This window comes from Methylococcus sp. ANG, from assembly GCF_040730495.1.
GTDB lineage: Bacteria > Pseudomonadota > Gammaproteobacteria > Methylococcales > Methylococcaceae > Methylococcus.
Genome location: NZ_CP160399.1, coordinates 3619337 through 3638481 on the forward strand (window position 1 = coordinate 3619337; position 19145 = coordinate 3638481).

The 19145-nt window shown below is 62.4% G+C and carries 18 protein-coding genes and 3 pseudogenes; 12 read left to right on the top strand and 9 right to left on the bottom strand.

The genetic code is table 11. The features are described 5' to 3' along the window. Positions 1-276: 276 nt before the first annotated feature. Positions 277-1563: an amidohydrolase family protein gene (locus tag ABZN20_RS17640; protein WP_367026114.1), complete on the top strand. Its 1287-nt coding sequence runs from the start codon at positions 277-279 to the stop codon at positions 1561-1563. Between the two features lie 53 nt (positions 1564-1616). Continuing rightward, positions 1617-2402, top strand: a complete 786-nt coding sequence (locus tag ABZN20_RS17645) for a class I SAM-dependent methyltransferase (RefSeq protein ID WP_218805733.1) — start codon at positions 1617-1619, stop codon at positions 2400-2402. Here ABZN20_RS17645 and ABZN20_RS17650 read toward each other — a convergent pair. Next, positions 2366-3217 carry an aldo/keto reductase family protein gene (locus ABZN20_RS17650; protein ID WP_367026115.1) on the bottom strand — a complete coding sequence of 284 codons (852 nt, stop codon included), beginning with the start codon at positions 3215-3217 and terminating at the stop codon, positions 2366-2368. The two genes, ABZN20_RS17645 and ABZN20_RS17650, sit on opposite strands and share 37 nt — an antisense overlap. A gap of 10 nt (positions 3218-3227) precedes the next feature. Continuing rightward, on the bottom strand, positions 3228-3854 hold the full coding sequence (locus tag ABZN20_RS17655; protein ID WP_367026116.1) for a class I SAM-dependent methyltransferase: 627 nt from the start codon (positions 3852-3854) through the stop codon (positions 3228-3230). On the opposite strand from ABZN20_RS17655, the gene ABZN20_RS17660 reads away from it, so the two are divergent. The 3 genes from ABZN20_RS17660 to ABZN20_RS17670 all read left to right on the top strand — a co-directional run bounded on the left by ABZN20_RS17660 (position 3841) and on the right by ABZN20_RS17670 (position 5237). Beyond that, a complete protein-coding gene (locus tag ABZN20_RS17660) occupies positions 3841-4347 on the top strand; it encodes a FitA-like ribbon-helix-helix domain-containing protein (protein WP_367026117.1) in 507 nt (168 codons plus the stop codon). The genes ABZN20_RS17655 and ABZN20_RS17660 overlap by 14 nt on opposite strands. After that, entirely contained in the window at positions 4344-4745 is a 402-nt protein-coding gene (locus tag ABZN20_RS17665; RefSeq protein WP_218805737.1) for a type II toxin-antitoxin system VapC family toxin, read from the top strand. Before ABZN20_RS17660 ends, ABZN20_RS17665 begins: the two co-directional genes overlap by 4 nt. 183 nt (positions 4746-4928) lie before the next feature. After that, complete coding sequence (locus tag ABZN20_RS17670) at positions 4929-5237, top strand: hypothetical protein (protein WP_367026118.1); 309 nt, start codon at positions 4929-4931, stop codon at positions 5235-5237. Positions 5238-5342: 105 nt separating this feature from the next. Here ABZN20_RS17670 and ABZN20_RS17675 read toward each other — a convergent pair whose 3' ends face one another. The 3 genes and pseudogenes from ABZN20_RS17675 to ABZN20_RS17685 all read right to left on the bottom strand — a co-directional run bounded on the left by ABZN20_RS17675 (position 5343) and on the right by ABZN20_RS17685 (position 10406). Next, entirely contained in the window at positions 5343-6179 is an 837-nt protein-coding gene (locus tag ABZN20_RS17675) for an SWIM zinc finger family protein (protein WP_367026119.1), read from the bottom strand. Positions 6180-6198: 19 nt separating this feature from the next. Further along, on the bottom strand, positions 6199-9264 hold the full coding sequence (locus ABZN20_RS17680; protein ID WP_367026120.1) for a DEAD/DEAH box helicase: 3066 nt from the start codon (positions 9262-9264) through the stop codon (positions 6199-6201). 112 nt (positions 9265-9376) lie between these two features. Further along, positions 9377-10406 (bottom strand): annotated as a pseudogene (locus tag ABZN20_RS17685) (integron integrase). Between the two features lie 92 nt (positions 10407-10498). On the opposite strand from ABZN20_RS17685, the gene ABZN20_RS17690 reads away from it, so the two are divergent. The 7 genes and pseudogenes from ABZN20_RS17690 (at position 10499) to ABZN20_RS17720 (ending at position 15134) form a co-directional block, all read left to right on the top strand. Then, positions 10499-10990: an SRPBCC family protein gene (locus ABZN20_RS17690; protein ID WP_367026121.1), complete on the top strand. Its 492-nt coding sequence runs from the start codon at positions 10499-10501 to the stop codon at positions 10988-10990. A 272-nt stretch (positions 10991-11262) separates the two neighbouring features. Beyond that, a complete protein-coding gene (locus ABZN20_RS17695; protein ID WP_218806980.1) occupies positions 11263-12615 on the top strand; it encodes an IS1182 family transposase in 1353 nt (450 codons plus the stop codon). A 189-nt stretch (positions 12616-12804) separates the two neighbouring features. Then, entirely contained in the window at positions 12805-13110 is a 306-nt protein-coding gene (locus tag ABZN20_RS17700; RefSeq protein WP_367026122.1) for a hypothetical protein, read from the top strand. A gap of 678 nt (positions 13111-13788) precedes the next feature. Continuing rightward, positions 13789-14060 (top strand): annotated as a pseudogene (locus ABZN20_RS17705) (BrnT family toxin). Beyond that, positions 14047-14292 (top strand): hypothetical protein, encoded by a 246-nt coding sequence (locus ABZN20_RS17710; protein ID WP_218805748.1) that lies wholly within the window; start codon positions 14047-14049, stop codon positions 14290-14292. The pseudogene ABZN20_RS17705 and the gene ABZN20_RS17710 overlap by 14 nt, the downstream one beginning before the upstream one ends. A 96-nt stretch (positions 14293-14388) precedes the next feature. Further along, a pseudogene (locus ABZN20_RS17715) lies at positions 14389-14547 on the top strand (transposase); the annotation flags it as partial. After that, complete coding sequence (locus ABZN20_RS17720; protein WP_367025145.1) at positions 14547-15134, top strand: IS5 family transposase; 588 nt, start codon at positions 14547-14549, stop codon at positions 15132-15134. The pseudogene ABZN20_RS17715 and the gene ABZN20_RS17720, both read left to right, overlap by 1 nt. Positions 15135-15229: 95 nt before the next feature. Here ABZN20_RS17720 and ABZN20_RS17725 read toward each other — a convergent pair whose 3' ends face one another. The 4 genes from ABZN20_RS17725 to ABZN20_RS17740 all read right to left on the bottom strand — a co-directional run bounded on the left by ABZN20_RS17725 (position 15230) and on the right by ABZN20_RS17740 (position 18966). Beyond that, complete coding sequence (locus ABZN20_RS17725; RefSeq protein WP_367026123.1) at positions 15230-16132, bottom strand: TIGR01777 family oxidoreductase; 903 nt, start codon at positions 16130-16132, stop codon at positions 15230-15232. A gap of 63 nt (positions 16133-16195) precedes the next feature. Then, positions 16196-16540, bottom strand: coding sequence for a 4a-hydroxytetrahydrobiopterin dehydratase (locus ABZN20_RS17730; protein ID WP_218805750.1), 345 nt, complete (start codon positions 16538-16540; stop codon positions 16196-16198). A 127-nt stretch (positions 16541-16667) separates the two neighbouring features. After that, positions 16668-17348, bottom strand: a complete 681-nt coding sequence (locus ABZN20_RS17735) for an NnrU family protein (protein ID WP_218805751.1) — start codon at positions 17346-17348, stop codon at positions 16668-16670. 226 nt (positions 17349-17574) lie between these two features. Further along, positions 17575-18966: an IS1380 family transposase gene (locus tag ABZN20_RS17740; RefSeq protein WP_367025178.1), complete on the bottom strand. Its 1392-nt coding sequence runs from the start codon at positions 18964-18966 to the stop codon at positions 17575-17577. Between the last annotated feature and the right edge of the window lie 179 nt (positions 18967-19145).

The following is a 19145-nucleotide window of genomic DNA, read 5'->3' on the forward strand; positions in this document are numbered from 1 at the left end:
TTGCCGTCACACGGTCAGCCCGCGCCTGGGGCCGGGAATATGCGGGTCTTCGACGGCACAGGAATCTCACTTTCGACTGAGCCCGTTGGAATGACCGCCGCATTTCATCGACAGTGTGGGGGACGGCTCATGAGCGGTTCGTTGCGGTCGATCTTGCCCTGTCTGATCACGGCCCTGTTCGGTTTCGGGTGTGCTTTTGGGCCGCCCCCGACCGTGACCGAAACGGAGCTTGATGCGTCCCATCTCCTTATCCGGAATGCTTCCCTCCTGATCACCATGGATCCGGCCCTGGGCGAGGGGCCTCTCGGGATCGTCGAGGACGGGGACGTGCTGCTGGAAGGCGGCAGGATCGCCGCGGTGGGGCGTAGGCTGGACGGCGGGCGCCTGCCCACGCTCGATGCGGCCGGCAAGATCGTCATGCCGGGTTTCGTCGATACGCACGACCACCTCTGGCAATCCCTCATTCGCGGCTGCGCCAGCGATCGCGATCTCTACGGCTGGCTGGAGACTTGCGTGTATCCCATGGGCCGGATACGGATTTCGGAAGCGGACGCCTACGCGGCGGTGCGGCTCGGCGCCCTCGGACTCATCGGGACGGGCGTCACGACGGTCCTGGACTGGTCCCACGCTTTCAATCCCGGTTTCGTCGACGGCAACCTGAGAGCCTTGCGCGATTCCGGTCTGCGATTCGTATTCGCTTACTGGCTCACCCCGCCGTGGGGCGAGGGGTGCGGGGAGGCGGAGCGTCTTCGAACGGATGTGCTCAGCCACCGGCCGGCGGCGGGTTTTCAGGTCGCAACACACCCCACCCTGGTGAATCTGGATCAATTGAAGGAGGCGGTGCGTTGTGCGGAGGAGCTCCATGTGCCGCTCAACGTGCATCTCGGCGAAAGCCCGAAAGACCCGCAGCAGGGGCAGATTCAGGCGCTGGAGCTGTCCGGCGCCTTGGATGGGCCACTGTTGGCCGACCACGCGATTCACCTGACGGATGGGGATGTGGAACTGCTGGCGCGGCACCGGGTCGCGGTCGCGCACAATCCTCTGAGCAACATGCGGCTCGCCTCCGGCATCATGCGTCTGCCCGAAATGCATGGGGCGGGGCTCAGGATCGGGCTGGGCCTGGACGGCGGAACCGGGGACGGTCCGGACATGTTCGCCGACATGAAGGCCGCCGTCGGGCTGCAGCGTGCCCGCCTCGAGAGCGCCTCGGCGTATCCAGGCATTGCGGACGTCTTGCGCATGGCGACGCTGGGAGGCGCGGAAGCGCTCGGGCTCGACACGATCACCGGCTCGCTGACGCCGGGCAAGCGGGCGGACCTCATCATCCTCGATCCGGGAAGCGCGAATATCGCCCCGCGCTGGGATTGGCCCAGCCAGATCGTCCTCAACGGGCAGCCGGCGAACGTGGAGTACGTCTTCGTTGACGGCCGTGCCCTGAAAGCGGAAGGTAAGCTCGCCGAGGACCAGGAAAAGAATGCCGTGCAGGCGGCGGAGGCGGCGGCACGCAGAGTCCGGGCCGCCTTGGGCGACCGCCGCGTTCGGCCACCGGCCGGGCACGATTGAGCCTTGCCGGCCTTCGGCTGAACGCCATCATTCGTTGTGGAGGAAACCTCATCGTGCGTACCGACTACGACCCCATCGCCGAACGATACAAGCGGGCCAAGTTGCAGCCTTGGCGGAATTGCATCGAAGCCTTCACTCTGCTGGACTTGGTCGGAAACCTTTCCGGCCAGGCGGTCGTGGACGTCGCCTGCGGGGAGGGTTTCTACACCCGGAGGCTCAGGGCCCAAGGCGCGGCCCGAGTGCTGGGCATCGACCTGTCCGAGCGCATGGTCGAACTCGCCCGTGAGCAGGAGGCGGAGCAGCCCTTGGGCATCGACTACCGCGTGGGAGACGGCAAGAACCTGTCCCTGCCTTCCGAATTCGACCTGGCGGTGGCGGCTTACCTCTTGAACTACGCGGCGGACCGGCACGAGCTGGAAGCCATGTGCGCCGGGATATCGGCCTGCCTCCGGCCGGGGGGACGCTTCGTGACGGTCAATTCGAATCCGGCCATGGACTTTTCGGCGCTTCCCTCCTACCGTCGGTACGGCTTCGACACCCGAGTGGCGGGAGAAATCCGCCAGGGTATGCCGGTGACCTGGACTTTTTTCCTGGAAGACGGCCCGCTCGAGATCGAGAACTACTATCTCGACGTGCCGGCCCATGAGGCCGCGTTCCGTGCCGCCGGATTCCGGGAAATCCGCTGGCATGCCCCCAGGCTGTCCCCGGAGGGCAAGGCGGAGTTCGGCGAAGACTTCTGGGCGGATTTCCTCGACCATCCGCCGGTGATCTTCATCGAGTGCCTGAGAGCTGCCGGGGGGCGTCAAGTCTTCAGCAGGCCGGAGACCGCGGCGCACTGATCCTGCGTCAGCTCGAATTCGAAGATCGCCAGGTCTTCCCGCATGTGGGCTTCCGATGCCGTTCCGGTCAAGGGGACGACGCCGATCTGGGTGAGATAGCGGAAGAAGACCTGCGCGGGCGTGCGGCCGTGAGTCGACGCCAGAGCCCACAGCGTGGCATGGGCCAGGATCGACGGGTTGGCGGTCAGGGTCCAGAAGCTCTGATAGACGATCCGGTTGTGCCGGCAGAATTCCCGGATCTCGCGGTCGTACCGGGTCTTTGCATAGAAGCGGTTCTGCACCACGGCCGGTTTGACCCGGCTCAGGCGGTACAGGCATTCCAGCAGTTCGGGCCGGTAGCAGTTGCTGATCCCCAGTTGCCTGGCGCCGCCGCCGTCGAAGACCGTCTCCATCGCCCGCCATGCTTCCAGGGTATCGCGCTCGTCCGACAACGGCGAATGCAGGATCAGACAGTCCAGATAAGGCGTGCGGAGATTCTTCAGCGAGGTTTCGAAGGACTGGGCGACTTGCTCGGCCAGGCTCGCCGTTGGATCGTAGGGTATCCGCTCGGGGTCCTGGCCGTCGACCGGGGTGAATTTGCTCTGGAGGTAGAGGTCGGCCCGTTTCAGGCCGGCATTCGTACTCGCCGCGAGGCCGGCGCCGACACCGGCTTCGTCGTAATGTCTGGGCTGGCAGGCGGTGTCGATGCCGCGGAATCCGAGCGAGACGGCCTGTTCCACCAGGGCCGCGGTACGGTCCTTTTTCCAGGCCGTGCCGTAGATGATGCCGGGCATGCGGACGCCGTAAGCGGAAACCAGAAAGCCGTCTTTTTGCATCGGATCAACCTCAGGTGCGGCGCCACACGCTGGCCAGCCAGGGCTGCCGGTCGCGCGGCAGGCCGGCGGGCCGGTAATAGTGTTCCAGCTCCAGGAACCCGGCCGATGCCAGGAACCCGCGCCAGGTATCGAGATCGTAGTAGGCGCCGTAGCGTCCCCGGTTCCAGCCTTCCTCGTTCCGGCCCCTCGGATTCGAGGCGAACAGCACCCCTTCGGGTTTGAGCGCGGCGCGCAGCTCGCGGAGAACTCTCGGCAGCTCACGGCTCGGCACGTGGAAGAGGGTCGCGTTGGCGAAAATTCCGTCGAAATGCCCGTCCGGGAGATCGAGGCTGAGGAAATCCTGGTGCCAGACTTCACAGCCGCTGTAATCCTTCGCCATTTCGACGAAACGGAAGGCGCCGTCCAGGCCGATGGCGCGGTGTCCCAGTTCGGTGAAAGCCTTGAGGTCGCGCCCTGGCCCGCAGCCGAAATCCAGCACGGTGAACGGCGGCTCGTTCCGGATATGGGAGAGCAGGGCGGCGATGTTCTGGCTGACGTCGTGATCGCGCGTGCCCTCGAAGAACGCCTCGGCGTTGCGCTCGTAATGTCCGAGGGTTTCGGCGGAAATTCGGTCCGGCGTCTCCATGATTTTTTTCACCGTTGTGTCGACACTGGTGGGAAGTGGAATTAACCATACTATGGCGCTGGGTTATATGAGGCAACGCTTTTTGGGCCGCGACGGGCTCGCTGTGGTGAGCGATCCCGGAAACAGTGAACTGACCGGGCGGAGCGCAATGTCGGCGCCGGCGAGCCTTCCGCAGGGATCGAATGCGGACGATGTGGCGCCTTCAGACGCAAAGGCCACCCTATTGGTGTCATACTGGTGTCTTTCGACGGAGACCGCCATGGCCGCCAGCCTGACCCTCAAGAATATCCCCGATGAAATCTACGATCGCCTCAAAGAGGCGGCCCAGGCGCATCACCGCAGCCTGAACAGCGAGGTGATCGCCTGCTTGGAGCAGGCCCTGATGCCGCTCCGTATCAGTCCGGGCGAACACCTCGCCCGTGCCCGGCGAATACGCGAAGGGTTGCAGCCTGGTCAATTCAAGGCTGACGAGATTGCGGAGGCCATCGATCAGGGCCGTCCATGATCGTGGTGGACACCAACGTCCTGGCCTACCTGTATCTGCCGACGGAGTTCACTCCGCTGGCGGAACGGCTTCTGGAGCACGAGCCGGACTGGGTTGCCCCCCTGCTCTGGCGCAGCGAACTGCGCAACGTGCTCACCCTCTACCTGCGCAGGCGGCTGCTGAACTTCGACCAGGCTTACGCGATACAAACGGAGGCGGAGACGCTCCTGGCGGATCGGGAATACACCGTCGATTCCTTCGAAGTGCTGCGCCTCGTTGAGGATAGCGAATGCTCAGCCTACGACTGTGAATTTGTGGCCCTGGCCAGGCGGCTCGCGGTTCCTCTGGTGACCGCCGACCAGAAAGTGCTCAAGAATTTTCCAGGGGTCGCCACTTCCCTCGTCGAGGCCACGCGCTGAATGGTCTTGCCCGCCGGGCATCATGCGGATACCTGGGTTGCAGGCAGTCGAGCCTGCAAAGGGGCGTATGAGCCCATAAGGAAAACCCTTCGAAAAACGCCGCCCCGAAGCCCCGTAAAATCGGGAGCTCCAGGGGGCGACGAAAGTCATAAGGCAAACACAGGATTTCAAAAACGCAAAGGCATGAACCATATCGATACATTGATCCGCTTGATCGACCAAGGCTTTTCGACTCAGGTGATGCTGAAGGACGGAAGCATGATCCTCGGGTTTCGGCCGCACGACATCATCGCCAGGGGCAGCGTGTCGGCGGGGGTCGTCGTGGCGCGCGGCCTGGTGGGCGGAGAGGACCGGGTCGTTCCTCTGTGCGACGTAGGCGGCGTCTTCTGCGAGCATCCGCGCGAGGCCCTCAGGGCGGACGCAGGGTTTTTCCTGCGCAATCCCGTGCCTCGTGGATGGACCCGGATACACGCCGCTCCCGGGGGCAACTGATCCGCCTCGGCGGGGCTCAGGGCGGGGCGGCGCAGAGCTGCCGGGCGGCTTTCAGTCGCTGGTTCCTGGGGAGGTTTCTTTCCCGCGCTTCGAGGGCGCAAGACGTCACCACTCCTTTTCCCGCTTCCGGACCGCGTCGTAGATCATTTCCATGGCCGCGGGAAACGGCAGCGAGAGATTCCAGAATTCCGGAAAATCGCCGCCTTTCCGGATCAACAGGGCGGGCACGGTGGTCGTAGCCGGAGTTTCCGGCAGTTCGGGCAGGCGTTTCGGGGCATCCCAGAACGCTCCGGGGGCGCAGGTTCCCGGCGGAGGGGCAGGCTGCGGGCGGGTGAAATAGGCATCCACGACCCGCAGCCCTTCCTCCCGTTCGGCGTCTCGAGCCTGCGCCAGCACCTTGCCCAAAGGCGTGTGGCGCAGTTGCTCGAACAGGCTTGCGCGCGGCAGGCCGCGCAATTCGAACAACAGGAAAGGGTCCTGGTCGAGCTGCGCCGAAAGCAGATAACAGAGGCCGGCGATGTGCTTGCAGGGATTCTGGTAATCCGGGCAGGAGCAGCGGGTCTTGAAGTCCTTCGCGCTATGGGGCAGCAGGTGCAGGTCGAGCAGCTCGAACGGCTTCTCGATGTTTTCCGGCATCTCGTTCAACAGCAATCGCGAGACGAAAGCGGCGCGGGAGCCCAGGTGGCGGACGAGCAGCGCCCAGTCGCTGTCGCGGATGGGGCTGAGCGACAGCGCCGTGTCGTAAGTGGGTTCCTGGTATATGCCGTAAGAGGGGTTCGCGTTGCCGCGAATCCTGGCCGAGACCTCGCCCTTCTTCAGTTGCCATGACTTGATGCGGTCGCTGCCGGCATAGCTGCGGCCGCGGGCGAGGCGGGCGGCATCGGTGAAGCGTTCGAGGGCGGCGATGAAGCGCTGTCCCCACCAGGTGCGAATGGCTCGCATGGCGTGTCCTCCCGATCCTTCAGTCGTCCAGGATAGTGGTCCGGTTCAAGGCGATGAGCTTCTTGAACGCGTCGTTGTCGAGCTGGGCCAGCCAGGATTCGTCACTGCCGACGATGGCTCCGGCCATGCGCTTCTTGTCTTCGATCATCTGGTCGATGCGCTCTTCCAGGGTGCCCAGGGTGAGGAATTTGTGCACGAATACGTTGCGGGTCTGGCCGATGCGGAAGGCGCGGTCGCTGGCCTGATCCTCCACCGCGGGGTTCCACCAGCGGTCGAAATGGAAGACGTGATTGGCGCGGGTGAGGGTGATGCCGACGCCGCCGGCCTTGAGCGAGAGCACGAACACCGCCGGCGGCGTCTGCGGGTCCTGGAAGCGGGCGATCATCTGCTCCCGCCTCTGGCGCGAGGTGCCGCCGTGCAGATAGTAGGTCTGACAGTCCAGGTGCGTTTTCAAATGCCGTTCCAGCCGCTCGCCGATCTCGGTGAACTGTGTGAAGACCAGTGCGCTTTCCCCTTCCGCCAGGACGTCGCCCAGCATGTCGGTCAAGCGCTCCAGCTTGTGCGAGCGCTGGGGGTCGAACGGGCTGTCGTCCTGCAGAAACTGCGCCGGATGGTTGCAAATCTGCTTGAGCCTCATGAGCGTGGACAGCATCAGGCCCTGGCGCTGAATGCCTTCGCTGGCTTCCAACTGCTTCTCCACGTCGCGCACCACCGCCTCGTACAGCGAGGCTTGCTCCCGGCTGAGGTTGCAGTATTGCTTGTTCTCCACCTTGTCGGGCAGGTCCTTGATGATGGCGGGATCGGTCTTCACGCGGCGCAGGATGAACGGCTCGACCAGGCGCCGGAGCTGCGCCGACCTGGCCGGGTCGTGGTCGCGCTGGATCGGCGTTTCGTAGTGTTTGCGAAAAGCCGCCTGCCTGCCCAGATAGCCGGGATTGAGGAAATTGAAGATCGACCACAGATCGAGCAGCCGGTTTTCCACAGGGGTGCCGGTGAGCGCCAGCCGCGAACCGGCGTCCAGCTTGAGGATGGCCTTGGTCTGCTTGGCTTCGGGATTCTTGATGTTCTGAGCCTCGTCCAGCACCAGGCGATGCCAGCGCACCGCGGACAGCAGCGCCGAATCCCGCAGCGCCAGGGCGTAGGAGACGATGACTACATCCTGGTCGAGGGCGGCAGCGGCAAAGGCTTGGGGATTCTTGCAGCGTTCGGCGCCGTGATGGACCAGGGTTTGCAGTTGGGGGGCGAAGCGTTCGATTTCCTTGCGCCAGTTTCCCAGGACCGAGGTCGGTGCAACCAACAGGGTGGGGGCGGGGCGGCCTGCCTGCGATCTTTCATGGAGCAGACGGGCGATGACCTGGATGGTCTTGCCCAGGCCCATGTCGTCGGCCAGACAGCCGCTCAGCTTGAGCGATTCCAGGAAGGCCAGCCAAGCCACGCCGCGCTTCTGGTAGTCCCGCAACTGGGCCCGCAGACCCGGAGGGTCGTCGATCGGCTTCAGCCGGCTGTGATCGCGCAGCTTGTCGAGCATGGCGGCGAGGGCGTCAGTGGGGTCGATTTCGAAGACATCGTCCTCGTCCGCGGTGCGGTGCAGCATCGCCTGCACATCCAGGTTCTCACCGGCCTCGCCCTCCTTTTTCCAGAACGCCAGCATCTCCGCCATGCGATCCTTGTCGAGCACGACCCACTGGCCGCGAAACTGCACCAGCGGGGTCTTGGCTTCGACCAGCCGGGCCCATTCTTCAGGGGCCACCGTTTCGCCGCCCAGGGTCAGCTCGTAGCGGAATTCCAGCAGTTCGTCCAGGCTCAGGTCCGCGCGCTTGGCGGCGGCGCTGGCCTTCTTGCCGGCAGGCGAAGATCGCATCCGCAGCTTGGCGCGGCGGCGTCCCTGCGGGGTCCACCAGGCGGGCACGATCACCCGGAAACCGGCGTCTTCCAGTATCCAGGAGGTTTCGGTCAGGAAGGCGAAGGCCTCTTCCAGCGACAGGACCATGCCAGTGGGTCGCGCGGTATCCAGGGCATCCCAAAGGGCGGGATAGATACGGGCCATCTGGCCCAGATCGGTGAGCAGATCGGTCTCGAAAGTTGGCCCGAACTCGCGGCCCAGCGGTTCGCGTTCCCGATCCGGCAGCGACCAATACTCGGCCAGGGGAATCCGCAGGGAAGGATCGCGCCGCGACCAGGCCAGGAATTCCAGCGGCCAGTGCTCCGGCGCTTCGGCGGCGGGTTCGTGGACCTGCAGCGCGAGCTGAAACGAACGCGTACCGCCGCTGCCGGCGACCCGTCGACGCCATTTCGTCCATTGCTCGGCCACTGTCGGGTCCGTGGCCGCCAGCCAGGGCGCTCTCCTGGGAGCGACGCAGGCCTCGGGCAGGAAGCTGAACTGGAGCTTTTTCAGCGCGGCCTGGGTCAACTGCGCTCTCCCGATGGCTTGGTGCAGCATCACTTCGGCGCAATGACGCAGGATAGAAGCCGCTTCATACCCCGGCGCGGCGGCGGGCGGCATGCACTCGGCCGCTTCAACCAACAGGCGATCGTAGGCGTCGGAAAGAAATTCCCAGCCGGGATGAAATGCGTAGGCCGATCCGTCCTTGCTCCGGCGGCAACGCATGGCCGGGACGTATTGGTCCTTCAGCAACAACGACCTGAGCGACTGGGTAAAAAAATACCAGAACAGAAAATCCTGGCCCGGCCGGACGTCCCCGCCCTGGACGAGCAGGCGGTAATGCAGTTCGTTGATGGTCTGGATCGGAGCCGACGGGAGGCGGAAGCAATCGACTTTCCAGGCCGCCCACTCGCTCTGTTCGGGCAGCTCCGTTTCGGACAACAGCTCCGGCGAGGGGAGCGGTCCTCCCTCGGCGCTCGGGAGATACAAGGATTGCGCAGCGCAAAAGCCGGGCGCGAAGGACCGGTCCAGTATCTCGTTGAGCCAGATCAGAAGCGACTTGGCGTAGCGCTGGCGTGGGTGACGGCCGGGCTTCCTGGGCTTGGCGGGCTGGACGGTCTCCATCCACAGGAAAAAATGGCCGGGCTGCACAAAATCGTCGGTGACATCGGGTTGCCAAATCAGGTGGAGTACGTCAGGCATGTGAAAGGGGGAGTGAAGGGCGGCGCGAAATGTTTTGTTACGGATTGAGAAAATTCATCGGGTCGCACCGGTGGTATAGGGTATCCGAAGTGACATCATCACGTGGCGCAGTTTACGCACCTGAACGGAAGTCAGCCACGGGCAACCGATCCAGCGGGCTTACCCCCCCCCCTCGGTCCCCGCTGGAGCACATGCGTGTAGATCATCGTCGTTTTCACGTCGGCGTGTCCCAAGAGCGCCTGCACCGTGCGAATGTCCTGCCCGGATTCCAACAGACGCGTGGCAAACGAATGGCGCAGGGTATGCGTGCTGGCCGGCTTGGTGATCCCCGCCGCCAACACCGCCCGTTTGATGGCCCGCTGAATGCCCTGTTCGTGGGCATGGTGACGCCGGCGTACACCCGTGCGCGGATCGGTGGAAAGCTCGCGCCCCGGAAACAGCCAGAACCAGGCGAAGGTTTTACCCTCCTCGGGCTCCTTGCGCTCCAGCGCATCCGGCAGATGCACGCCGGGCAGAGCGGCCGCCCGGTCCTTTCGCCAAATCGCGCGCACCGTCTCCAAATGGGCTTCCAGGGCCGGCACCAGGGAAATCGGCAGCATCGTGCGCCGGTCCTTGTTGCCCTTGCCTACACGAATGATGATTTCCCGCCGGGCGAGATCCACATCCTTCACCCGCAGGCGCAGGCATTCCATGAGTCGCATTCCGGTGCCGTATAACAAACTCCCCTTCAGCTCGTGCACGCCCTCCAGATTTCCCAGCACCCGGGCCACCTCTTGGGGCGTGAGCACAGTGGGCAAACGCTGCGGCCGCTTCGCCCGCACCACCTCATCGAGCCACGGCAACTCCCCACCCAGCACCTGCTTATACAGGAACAACAACGCCGCCAGGGCCTGGCCCTGGGTGGAGGCGGAAACCTTCCCCTCCACGGCAAGCCAGGAAAGAAAAGCCTCGACCTCCTGGGCGCCCATCTCGCGGGGATGGCGTTTGCCGTGGAAAAGGATGTATCGTTTCACCCAGTGAACATAAGCCTGCTCGGTCCGTAAGCTGTAATGCCGCACACGCAAAGCCTCGCGAAGCTGGTCAAGCAGACGGGGTGGCTTGGGCGTGCGGTTACTTTCGTTTTGCACAGGGGATGGAATCATGTTGGATGGCAAGCTGTCACGTTACACGGCTCTGGGGATGCAGTCGAATTCACGTTGGGCGTCAAACATCCCTGATCGTGAATGGAGGCTTCATGATTAAGCTAACAAGTTCGGTATGCATTAACGTGGCTGCCGAGGCCGTGTGGGAAAGGCTCGCCGCGCTGGAGGACATACAGCTGTGGTCAGAAGCCGTTCTCTGTTCTACCTGTGATGGGGACGTAGCCCGCGGCGTTGGTGCGGAGCGCACCTGCGAATTGGCAGGTAATCTGACAATCAAGGAGCGCTGGATTGAATGGGACGAAGGGCGGTCATTCAAATATGAGGGGTTTGGAATACCACTCGTTAGGCGAGCAAGCAACCATTGGTCGGTGCATCCGGAAGGCGAGCATCAGGCATTGCTAATGTCCGAAGCCGAGATTGAACTGAAGTGCGGTCTGCTTGGCAGGCTGCTTGAACCGATTATGATTGCCAGAATGCGGAGAATGGGAGCTCAATCACTCGCCGCCTTCAAGTTTTTGGTTGAGAACGGGCGCCCCTATGAGGGCAACCATTCCGAGCTTCCGATGGCTCCAACCACATGCTAATGGCAAATGAATCAACCCAAGGAAACGCCCAACACGGCGCTGCACCGGACGGCAATTCCGCTGCGCTCCATTGCCGCCGGTGAGCTTTGACGTTAGGCAATCCATGAGGCCACTACAGTAAGCAATGTGATGAAGAAAGCGCCAAAACTGAGTCTTCTAGGAGTCTGTCGGACTTTCCGGTTCTGGTTCGAACCGGATTGGAGGGGCGGAAGTCCGCTGTTTCCGTTAACATAGCGGCCTATTCCGGATAGATCGCGACAAGGTGAGACCCGATGAGCCGCTTCATCCCCGTCAATCGCCACCAGCAGTATCTGCTACCGCCCTCGGTTGACGAATGGCTGCCAGCCAACCACCTGGCACGGTTCCTCGTCGAGGTCATCGATCAGCTGGATTTAAGTCGACTGACGAGCCGCTACTCGGGGCGCGGGTCGGCGGCGCACCATCCGTCGGTACTACTGGCCCTGCTGGTTTATGGTTATGCCACCGGGGTGTTCTCCAGCCGCAAGATTGAGCGGGCCACCTACGATTCGGTGGCCTTCCGCTTTCTGTCGGCGGAAACCCATCCCGATCATGACACCCTGGCCCACTTTCGCAAGACCTTTCTGGGGGAGCTGGAGGACCTGTTCGTTCAGGTCTTGAGCCTGGCGCAGGCGATGAAGCTGGTGAGGCTCGGGCAGATTTCCCTGGACGGGACCAAGATTAAGGCCAACGCCTCCAAGCACAAGGCCTTGTCTCATGGCCACATCGAGAAGTTGGAAGCGCAGTTGCGGGAGGAGGTGCAGGCCTTGTTGCAGAAGGCGGCGGAGGCCGACGGGGCGGAGGAGCCGGACGGCATCGACCTGCCAGAGGAGTTGGCGCGGCGGCAGGATCGGCTGAAGGCCCTGGCGGAGGCGAAGGCCAAGATCGTGGAGCGGGTCGCGGAGCGCGATGCCCGGGCGCAGCAGGACTATGAAGCCAAGGTAGCCCGTCGCGAAGGCCAGCGGCAGGCGGGCAAGAAGCCACGTGGGCAGGAGCCGAAGCCGCCGGAAACCGGGCCGAAGGCCAGCGACCAGATCAATCTGACCGACGAGGAATCCCGCATCATGCCGAGCCACGCGGGTTTCCTCCAGGGCTATAACAGCCAGGCTGCGGTGGATGTGGAGACGATGTTGATCGTCGCCACCACCGTCAGTCAGCAGACCAACGACAAGCAGCAGGTCGAACCGATGCTGGCCGAGATCGAGAAGCTGCCGGAAGCCTGGGGGAAGCCCGAAGCCCTGCTGGCCGACACGGGCTACTTCAGCGCCGGCAACGTGCACGCCTGCTGCGAACAGCAGATCGAACCGCTGATCGCGATGGGACGGGACAGCCATCACGTGCCGCTGGCGGAACGCCTGGCTCCGGATGCCCCGGAACCGGAAACCACCGATCCCGTGGAGAAGATGGCCTGGAAACTCAAAACGAAGGCAGGGAAGGCCCGCTACGCCAAGCGCAAATCCACGGTGGAGCCGGTGTTCGGCATCATCAAACAGGTCTTGGGATTCCGCCAGTTCTCTCTGCGCGGCTTGGAGGCAGTGGCCGGAGAATGGAAGCTGGTGGCGATGGCGTTCAATCTGAGGCGGATGCACGTGTTGGCGGCAGCGTGACAGGCTTCACGTAAAAACCAAGCGTTACACACCAATAGCGCCGCCATGGGGGAGGCGGGGCACATCTTGGTCTAGTTATCGACGCGAAACGCTGGTGACTACCCCGCCAATGCCCCCGAAAAATTCTCGATTCCAAGAATCCCGACCCGAGTAAATCCATAGTCCGACAGACTCCTAGATCGTCTTCGGATGAAGAAGGCGTTGCGTCAACCACCAAAGCTGGGAGTGTGTTGGTACACCGAAGAAGAATGGATCAAAATTAAATCCGAAGCCATAGACCCTGAAAGATTCGAGGCGACATACCCAGAATGGGAAAGCATGGCAAATAAAGCGTTAGAGGACCTGCGTGAAACTGGGATGAACCCAGTCAAGGTTATTATCTTGGTAGATGAATTAAGGCAATGGTGCGCAATTCATGGAAAAGAAAATAGCGCTGCATCTAGATCGGCATTTGTTGCAGAGTTGCTCGGTGAGAAACGAGCAATTATTGCCTAACATGCGCTTCGAGAGGGACGCTCCAACAGCCGGCTTCGCCGCCTGTCTCCGCGCTGCGCATTCCGGCGAACGTGACCGTTGATTCCGGTGATCGTGACCGCCTGGGAAACCGGGGTCAAGGGGAAACCGGGGTCAGGAAACCGGGAAACCGGGGTCAAGTCTTGTCTTTTGACAATACCCACGGCAGCCTTTCGCCATGTCCAGACCTCTACGCATTGAGTTTGCCGGTGGCCTATACCACGTAACCTCCCGTGGCGACGGGCGGGAGGCTATTTTCCTGAGTGAGGCGGACAGAGGTTTATTTCTGGGCGTGCTGTCGGAGGTCGTCCGGGATTTCAATTGGGCAGCGCATGCCTATTGTTTGATGGACAACCACAGATTGCCGCAGCGCATGAACGAGACGAGGCGATTCTCTGTGCCTATGCCAGCGGTGGGTACAGCCTGAAGGAGATCGGAGACCATTTCGGTTTACACTACTCCCGGGTGAGCCGCATCTTGAAAAAGCAGCGGATGGCAAAAGAAAAGACCTGACCCTCAACGCTTGCTCAACGCTTGCTATGACCCTCAACGCTACTCAACGCTACTCAACGTGCTATACGAGGATCCGGCGGTGAACCCGTGTAGGCGGAACGCGGTAGCGGTTCCCCCTCCGAATGATTGCAACAAGAGCTGTTCGACATGCACTTTGAGTGGGATCCAAAGAAAGCAGCAGCAAACAAACGCAAACATGGCGTCACATTTGAAGAGGCATCCAGTGCATTACGCGATTCGTTTTCCGCTACCGCTCATGATCCCGATCACTCAGAAGGCGAGGAGCGGTATTAACCTTCGGTATTTCTTCTCGAGGACGCTTGCTTGCGGTATCCCATTCCGAAAGGGGAAATGCGATTCGCATCATATCGGCACGGCCGGCAACAAATGCTGAGAGGCAAATTTATGAAGAAGGCTAAATCGGAAACAACAGATGAACTTCGACCTGAATATAAAAGGTCGGATTTTGGTGAGATTGTACGTGGCAAATATGCGAACCGAATCAGGGAAGAATCCAATGTCGTACTTCTAGAGCCTGATATTGCACAGGCTTTTCCAAATGACGAAGCAGTGAATAAAGCACTTCGCTATTTGCTGGAAGTGGCAGAGGTATCAACTCGCCTAACGAAGCACTCCAGCGGACTCCGCTAACGCTCCACCGCTGAGAACCTGTCTTGAAAAACAAAACGTAGTAAAGTCAATGGTCCCTGGACCTGACGAGCGAAGCCATTGAGTTATCCGAGTGATTTGAAAGAGCACGAATGGGCGCGGATAGAGCGCTACTTTCAGCCCAATGATCGGCGAGGCAGCGGGTGTAAGCATTCGCGAAAACGCATCGTCGATGCCATTCTGTACTTGGTGAAAACGGGTGCCCAGTGGCGGCAGTTGCCCAACGACTTTCCTCCGTGGAAAACGGTGTACGACCATTTCAGCCGCTGGAACAAAAACGGCGTTTGGGAACGCGCGCTGGACGACTTGAATCGGCAACGGCGAAAAAAAACGGCAGAGCGCCCTGTCCCCGCTACGGCATCATTGATTCGCAAAGCGTCAAAACCCAGTACGACAGCGAAGAGCGTGGCATCGACGGCGGCAAAAAAGTGAAAGGCCGCAAACGCCATATCGTGGTCGATGTCTTGGGCAATCTGTTGCACGTCCAGGTTCATGCCGCCAACCTTCACGATACGGTGGGGGCTTGCGAGGTGCTGCGTCGAGCCGCGGAAAAGCATCCCGGTCTACAGGCCTTTTCCGGCGACGCCGGGTATCGCGGCACCGCCGTTCGGTTTGTCGACGAGACCTTGGGGTTGACGCTGCATATTTCCGAGAAGATCAAAGATGGCTTCGCAGTCCTGCCCAAGCGCTGGGTGGTCGAGCGCACCTTCGCTTGGCTCGGGTCGTTCCGCCGACTCGCCAAGGATGTCGAAATCCTCACCGCCACTGCCGAAAACATGATTCGCATCGCCATGCTCAAGCTGACTCTTGCTAAATGTGCTTAAACTTTTACCAGACAGGTTCCCAGACTTTTTCCGCCGGAGCGTCGAGGTACCACCGGGTCACCAGGTCGAAGTGGTCTGCCGGCATGGGGGGGGGCCTAACGCCCGAGGGCGTGGCGCAGCGCGTCTTCGAGGTGCTCGTAGCGGAAGCGGAACGGCTCCTGCTGCAGGCGCTTCGGAATCACCCGCTGTCCGCCGAGCAGCAACTCCGCCATTTCGCCCAAGGCCAGCCGGAGCGTGAACGCCGGCACCGGCAGCGGCGCCGGCCGGTTGAGGGTGCGCGCCAGGCATTCGGTGAACTCGCGGTTGGTGACCGGATTGGGCGCGGTGGCGTTGAACGCGCCCTCCAGGCGTGTATTCCCAATCAGGTATTCGGTGACGGCGACATGATCGTCGATGTGGATCCAGCTCATCCATTGGCGGCCGTCCCCGATGCGGCCGCCGAGTCCCAGCCCGAACAGGGGCAGCATCCGCTGGAGAAAGCCGCCATGGCGGCCGATGACGAGCCCAGTCCGCAGCACGCAGACCCGAACTCCATGTCCGGCGGCCTGGGATGCCGCCTCCTCCCAGGCCGCACACAGGCGGTGGCTGAAGTCGTCACCGCCCTCGGATTCCTCATCGAGCAGGGTATCGCCCCGGTTGCCGTAATAGCCGACCGCCGAACCGTTGACCAGGACTTGGGGCTTCGTCTCGGCCCGCGCGATGTAATCGACCAGTTCCGAGGTCAGCCCGACCCGGCTTTCCCACAACAGGCGTTTGCGCGCTTCGGTCCAGCGTTTGTCGGCGATGGGTTCGCCGGCCAGGTTGACTACGGCGTCGAAGCCGGCCTGTGGGGAAAGCGAGTCGATGCTGGCGACCGGCGTCACCGCCTCGCCGCACAAGCGCCGGACAGCGTCGGGTGCCTGCCGGCTGAGAACGGCCAATCGGTGGCCGCGCTCCAACAGATGACGGCACAAGCTTTTGCCGATGAAGCCCGTTCCTCCGGTGACAAGGATTTGCATGGCGGACCTCCCATGATTTCGGGTGAGCCGGGTTCGGCCGGTAGCGCGCGGATGGGCGGCCCTCTAGGTTTCCCCCGACAGCTCGTCGACCTTGGCGGCCATGATGAAGTCGTTCTCGTGGAGCCCGTTGATCTTGTGGGTCTGGAACTCCACCCTGCAGTAGCCCCACCCGATCCCGATGTCCGGGTGATGGCCCTCCGCCTCGCATAATTCGCCGACCTTCCGGGCGAAGTCCAGCGCTTCCATGAAATTCTTGAACCGGAACGTCCTTTTCAGCTTCGTCGCGGCATCCTTGAGCTCCCACTGGGGGACATGGACAAGGAGCTTTTCGGCTTCCTCCGCGGTCAACGGGGGAATGCCGCCCTGGCAAGGGGTGCATTGTTTCGCTGTAAGAGAGCAGGTATCCATGATGACACCTCGTGCTGTGGTATAGGTTCGAGCCGGCCGGCGGGTACCGCCCGGCGTATCAAGATTACGTGGACCCGAACCCCACAGGCAAGGGCCAAGCCGGCCCGCCTCGTGTTTGCCCGCCGGCTCAGAATAACGGTGAAACGCCGAAAATCTTCGCGTGGAAGTGGAGCATGGCGAGATACAAGGCTACCGCTATGGCCAGCCGCTGCCATCCGATCTCGCCGATATCGAGTCGATTGCGGCCTTCCTTGATGGCCATGAAAGGGATATTGGAAGTGGCCGCGGCAAAGCGCTCCCAGCGGTCGCCATAGGCTCGCCGGCGCTTGGCATCGATCGATCGCGTGCCGAACAGGCACAGCACCAGCAGCGAACCGAACAGCAACAGGGCGGCCACGTCGCCGTTGGCGATCACATGGACCAGCGCCCACAGAGAGAGTCCCCACAGGAACGGATGGCGGGTGATCCGGAGAATGCCCTTGGCGGCATCGGCATCGTTCAGCGCGCTTTCGCCGGAGACCGCCGTGGGATTCGCGGTGGTGAGCCCGGCGACCACGAAGATGAAGGACACCAGCATCAGGATTGCGGCGGCCGGCTTGAATCCGGCGAGTTGGCCCCAGGTTTCGACATAGGGCGCTTGGCGGTACGCGAAAACGACCCACACGAGCGCAAGCAACGACAGCACCGAAAATGCGGCGCGGAAGGCTTTTTCGCCCCGGTAGGCGACGAGCCGGTCGCGCAGGCGGGTGCCGGAACTGACGAAGTGGATGCAGACGAAGAACAGCATGGCCAGGGCAAGGTTCAACATGGGATTCTCCTAGCCCGGATGTTTCATAAAAATGCCCCCTGCGCCCGATAGCTTGGCCAGCTGCCTATTTTTTCAGTCCACCGAACTGACCTACGCCCCCCATGAGGCATGGGCAGCCCCTCGACCTGCCTCTTTTCGCGGGGGTGGTGGCCGGAATCCAGACACTGGACGCAATCAACCCTCCGAGTCCTGCCGGATCCTCCTCGGTTGAGGGTGACGGCGCGCTTCAGGCCATGGCCGGTGGTCGGACGAGATAGAGTATCTCGGTGACCCGGTGCAACAGCGCCTTCACCGGACAGGCGCTCGGCAAGTGCAACTTGATCCGGTCCTTGTACTGCACCACCCGCACCGCCAGCTTGAACAGCTTCAGGATGAGGGTCATGGGCTGCGCCTTGGCCAGTTCGGTGTGGCACAGGGTGTGCTCCCGCAGGCTGTGGATCAGGCTGTAGGCGGCACAGGCATAGAACAGGCGCAGGTGGTTGGCGAGGAAGGCATGGTCGGCGGTGCGATCACTGGCCAGATCGTTCTTCACCGCCTTGATGAAGTTCTCGTCCTGGCCGCGTGCGCAGTACAGATCCCGGTACAGCGCCTCCGGCGTCGGGTCGGCGAGCGAGGTCACGACGAAGCGCGGGTTGTCCCCCAGGCCCATGACCTCGGCCTTGAGCACCACCCGATAGGCCTTGGGCCAGGAACCGGCCTGGTAGGCCACCTCGTCATACAAACGGGTCGCCGCCGGCTCGGGCTGTTCGGCGCGGCGAGCGAAATCACAGCGTTGCGCATGCAAGGCGCGCGTCTTGGCAAGCAGCGGCTCGGCCTTGGGCGTCAGCACCTGGTTGCCGGCCAGGCCGAAGAGGAAATCCATCCGTGCATCGGCTTCGCACAGGGCCATCAACTCCGGGTTGGCGAAATGGCCATCCCCGCGCAGGACGAGGTGGGTATCCGGCCAGGCCTGGCGCAGGCGGCGCACGACCCGCTGGAGGATGGCGGCGTTCTCGCGCCCGGTGGGGCGTTTGCCGGGCCGCAGCACGGCGGTGATGAACTTGCCGGAGAGGCCCTCGAACAAGAACAGCGGCAGATAGCAGTGGCTGCCGTAGTGGTGATTGTAGAAGGCCAGTTCCTGCTGCCCGTGGGTGCGGTCTTCGGAGTGGTCCATGTCCAAGACGATGACCGCGGGCGGGGTGGTGTAGCTGGCGATGAAGGCATCGACGAAGGCGCGGGCCAGGCGGTAGATGTCCTTGCGGGAGACTCCGTTCTCCAAGCGCGAGAAGGTGGGGCCGGAAGCCAGGGCGTTGTCGGCATCCAACGGCGCCCGCTCGGCCGCCAGCTTGAACACGGGATCGTGGCGCAGGCTGTTGGCGTCGTTGCCGTCGGCATAGCCGCAGGCGGTCTGGAAGATGCGCTGACGCAGGAGGTCGGCCAAGCTGTGGGCGATGTAGGAAGGGTGCCGGCGATCCTGAATGGCCGAGGCCAGACGGGCGATCAATCCGGTCTGCCGATCCACGCCCTGCAGGAGGAGGGCGCCGAAGTCGCTGGACACCGCGCCGCCTTCGAAGTCGGCACGGACGGTGAAGCCGGCGACGGTGGGAAAACGGAGCTGGGTCGGGATAGAATCACTCATTGGGCGGTCTCGTTTAGGCTTCGTACGAAGCGTTATTGGCGCAACTCCAATTATATCAATTGGTTAAGCGAGATTCGCCCACTTTCTTGAAATATCCGGGCTAGAGACGGGTTCAGTTCCGGCTTTCAAACAAGCAAACGGATACCCGGGCAAGTTTAGTACTTCGCGGTGTCCGGTTC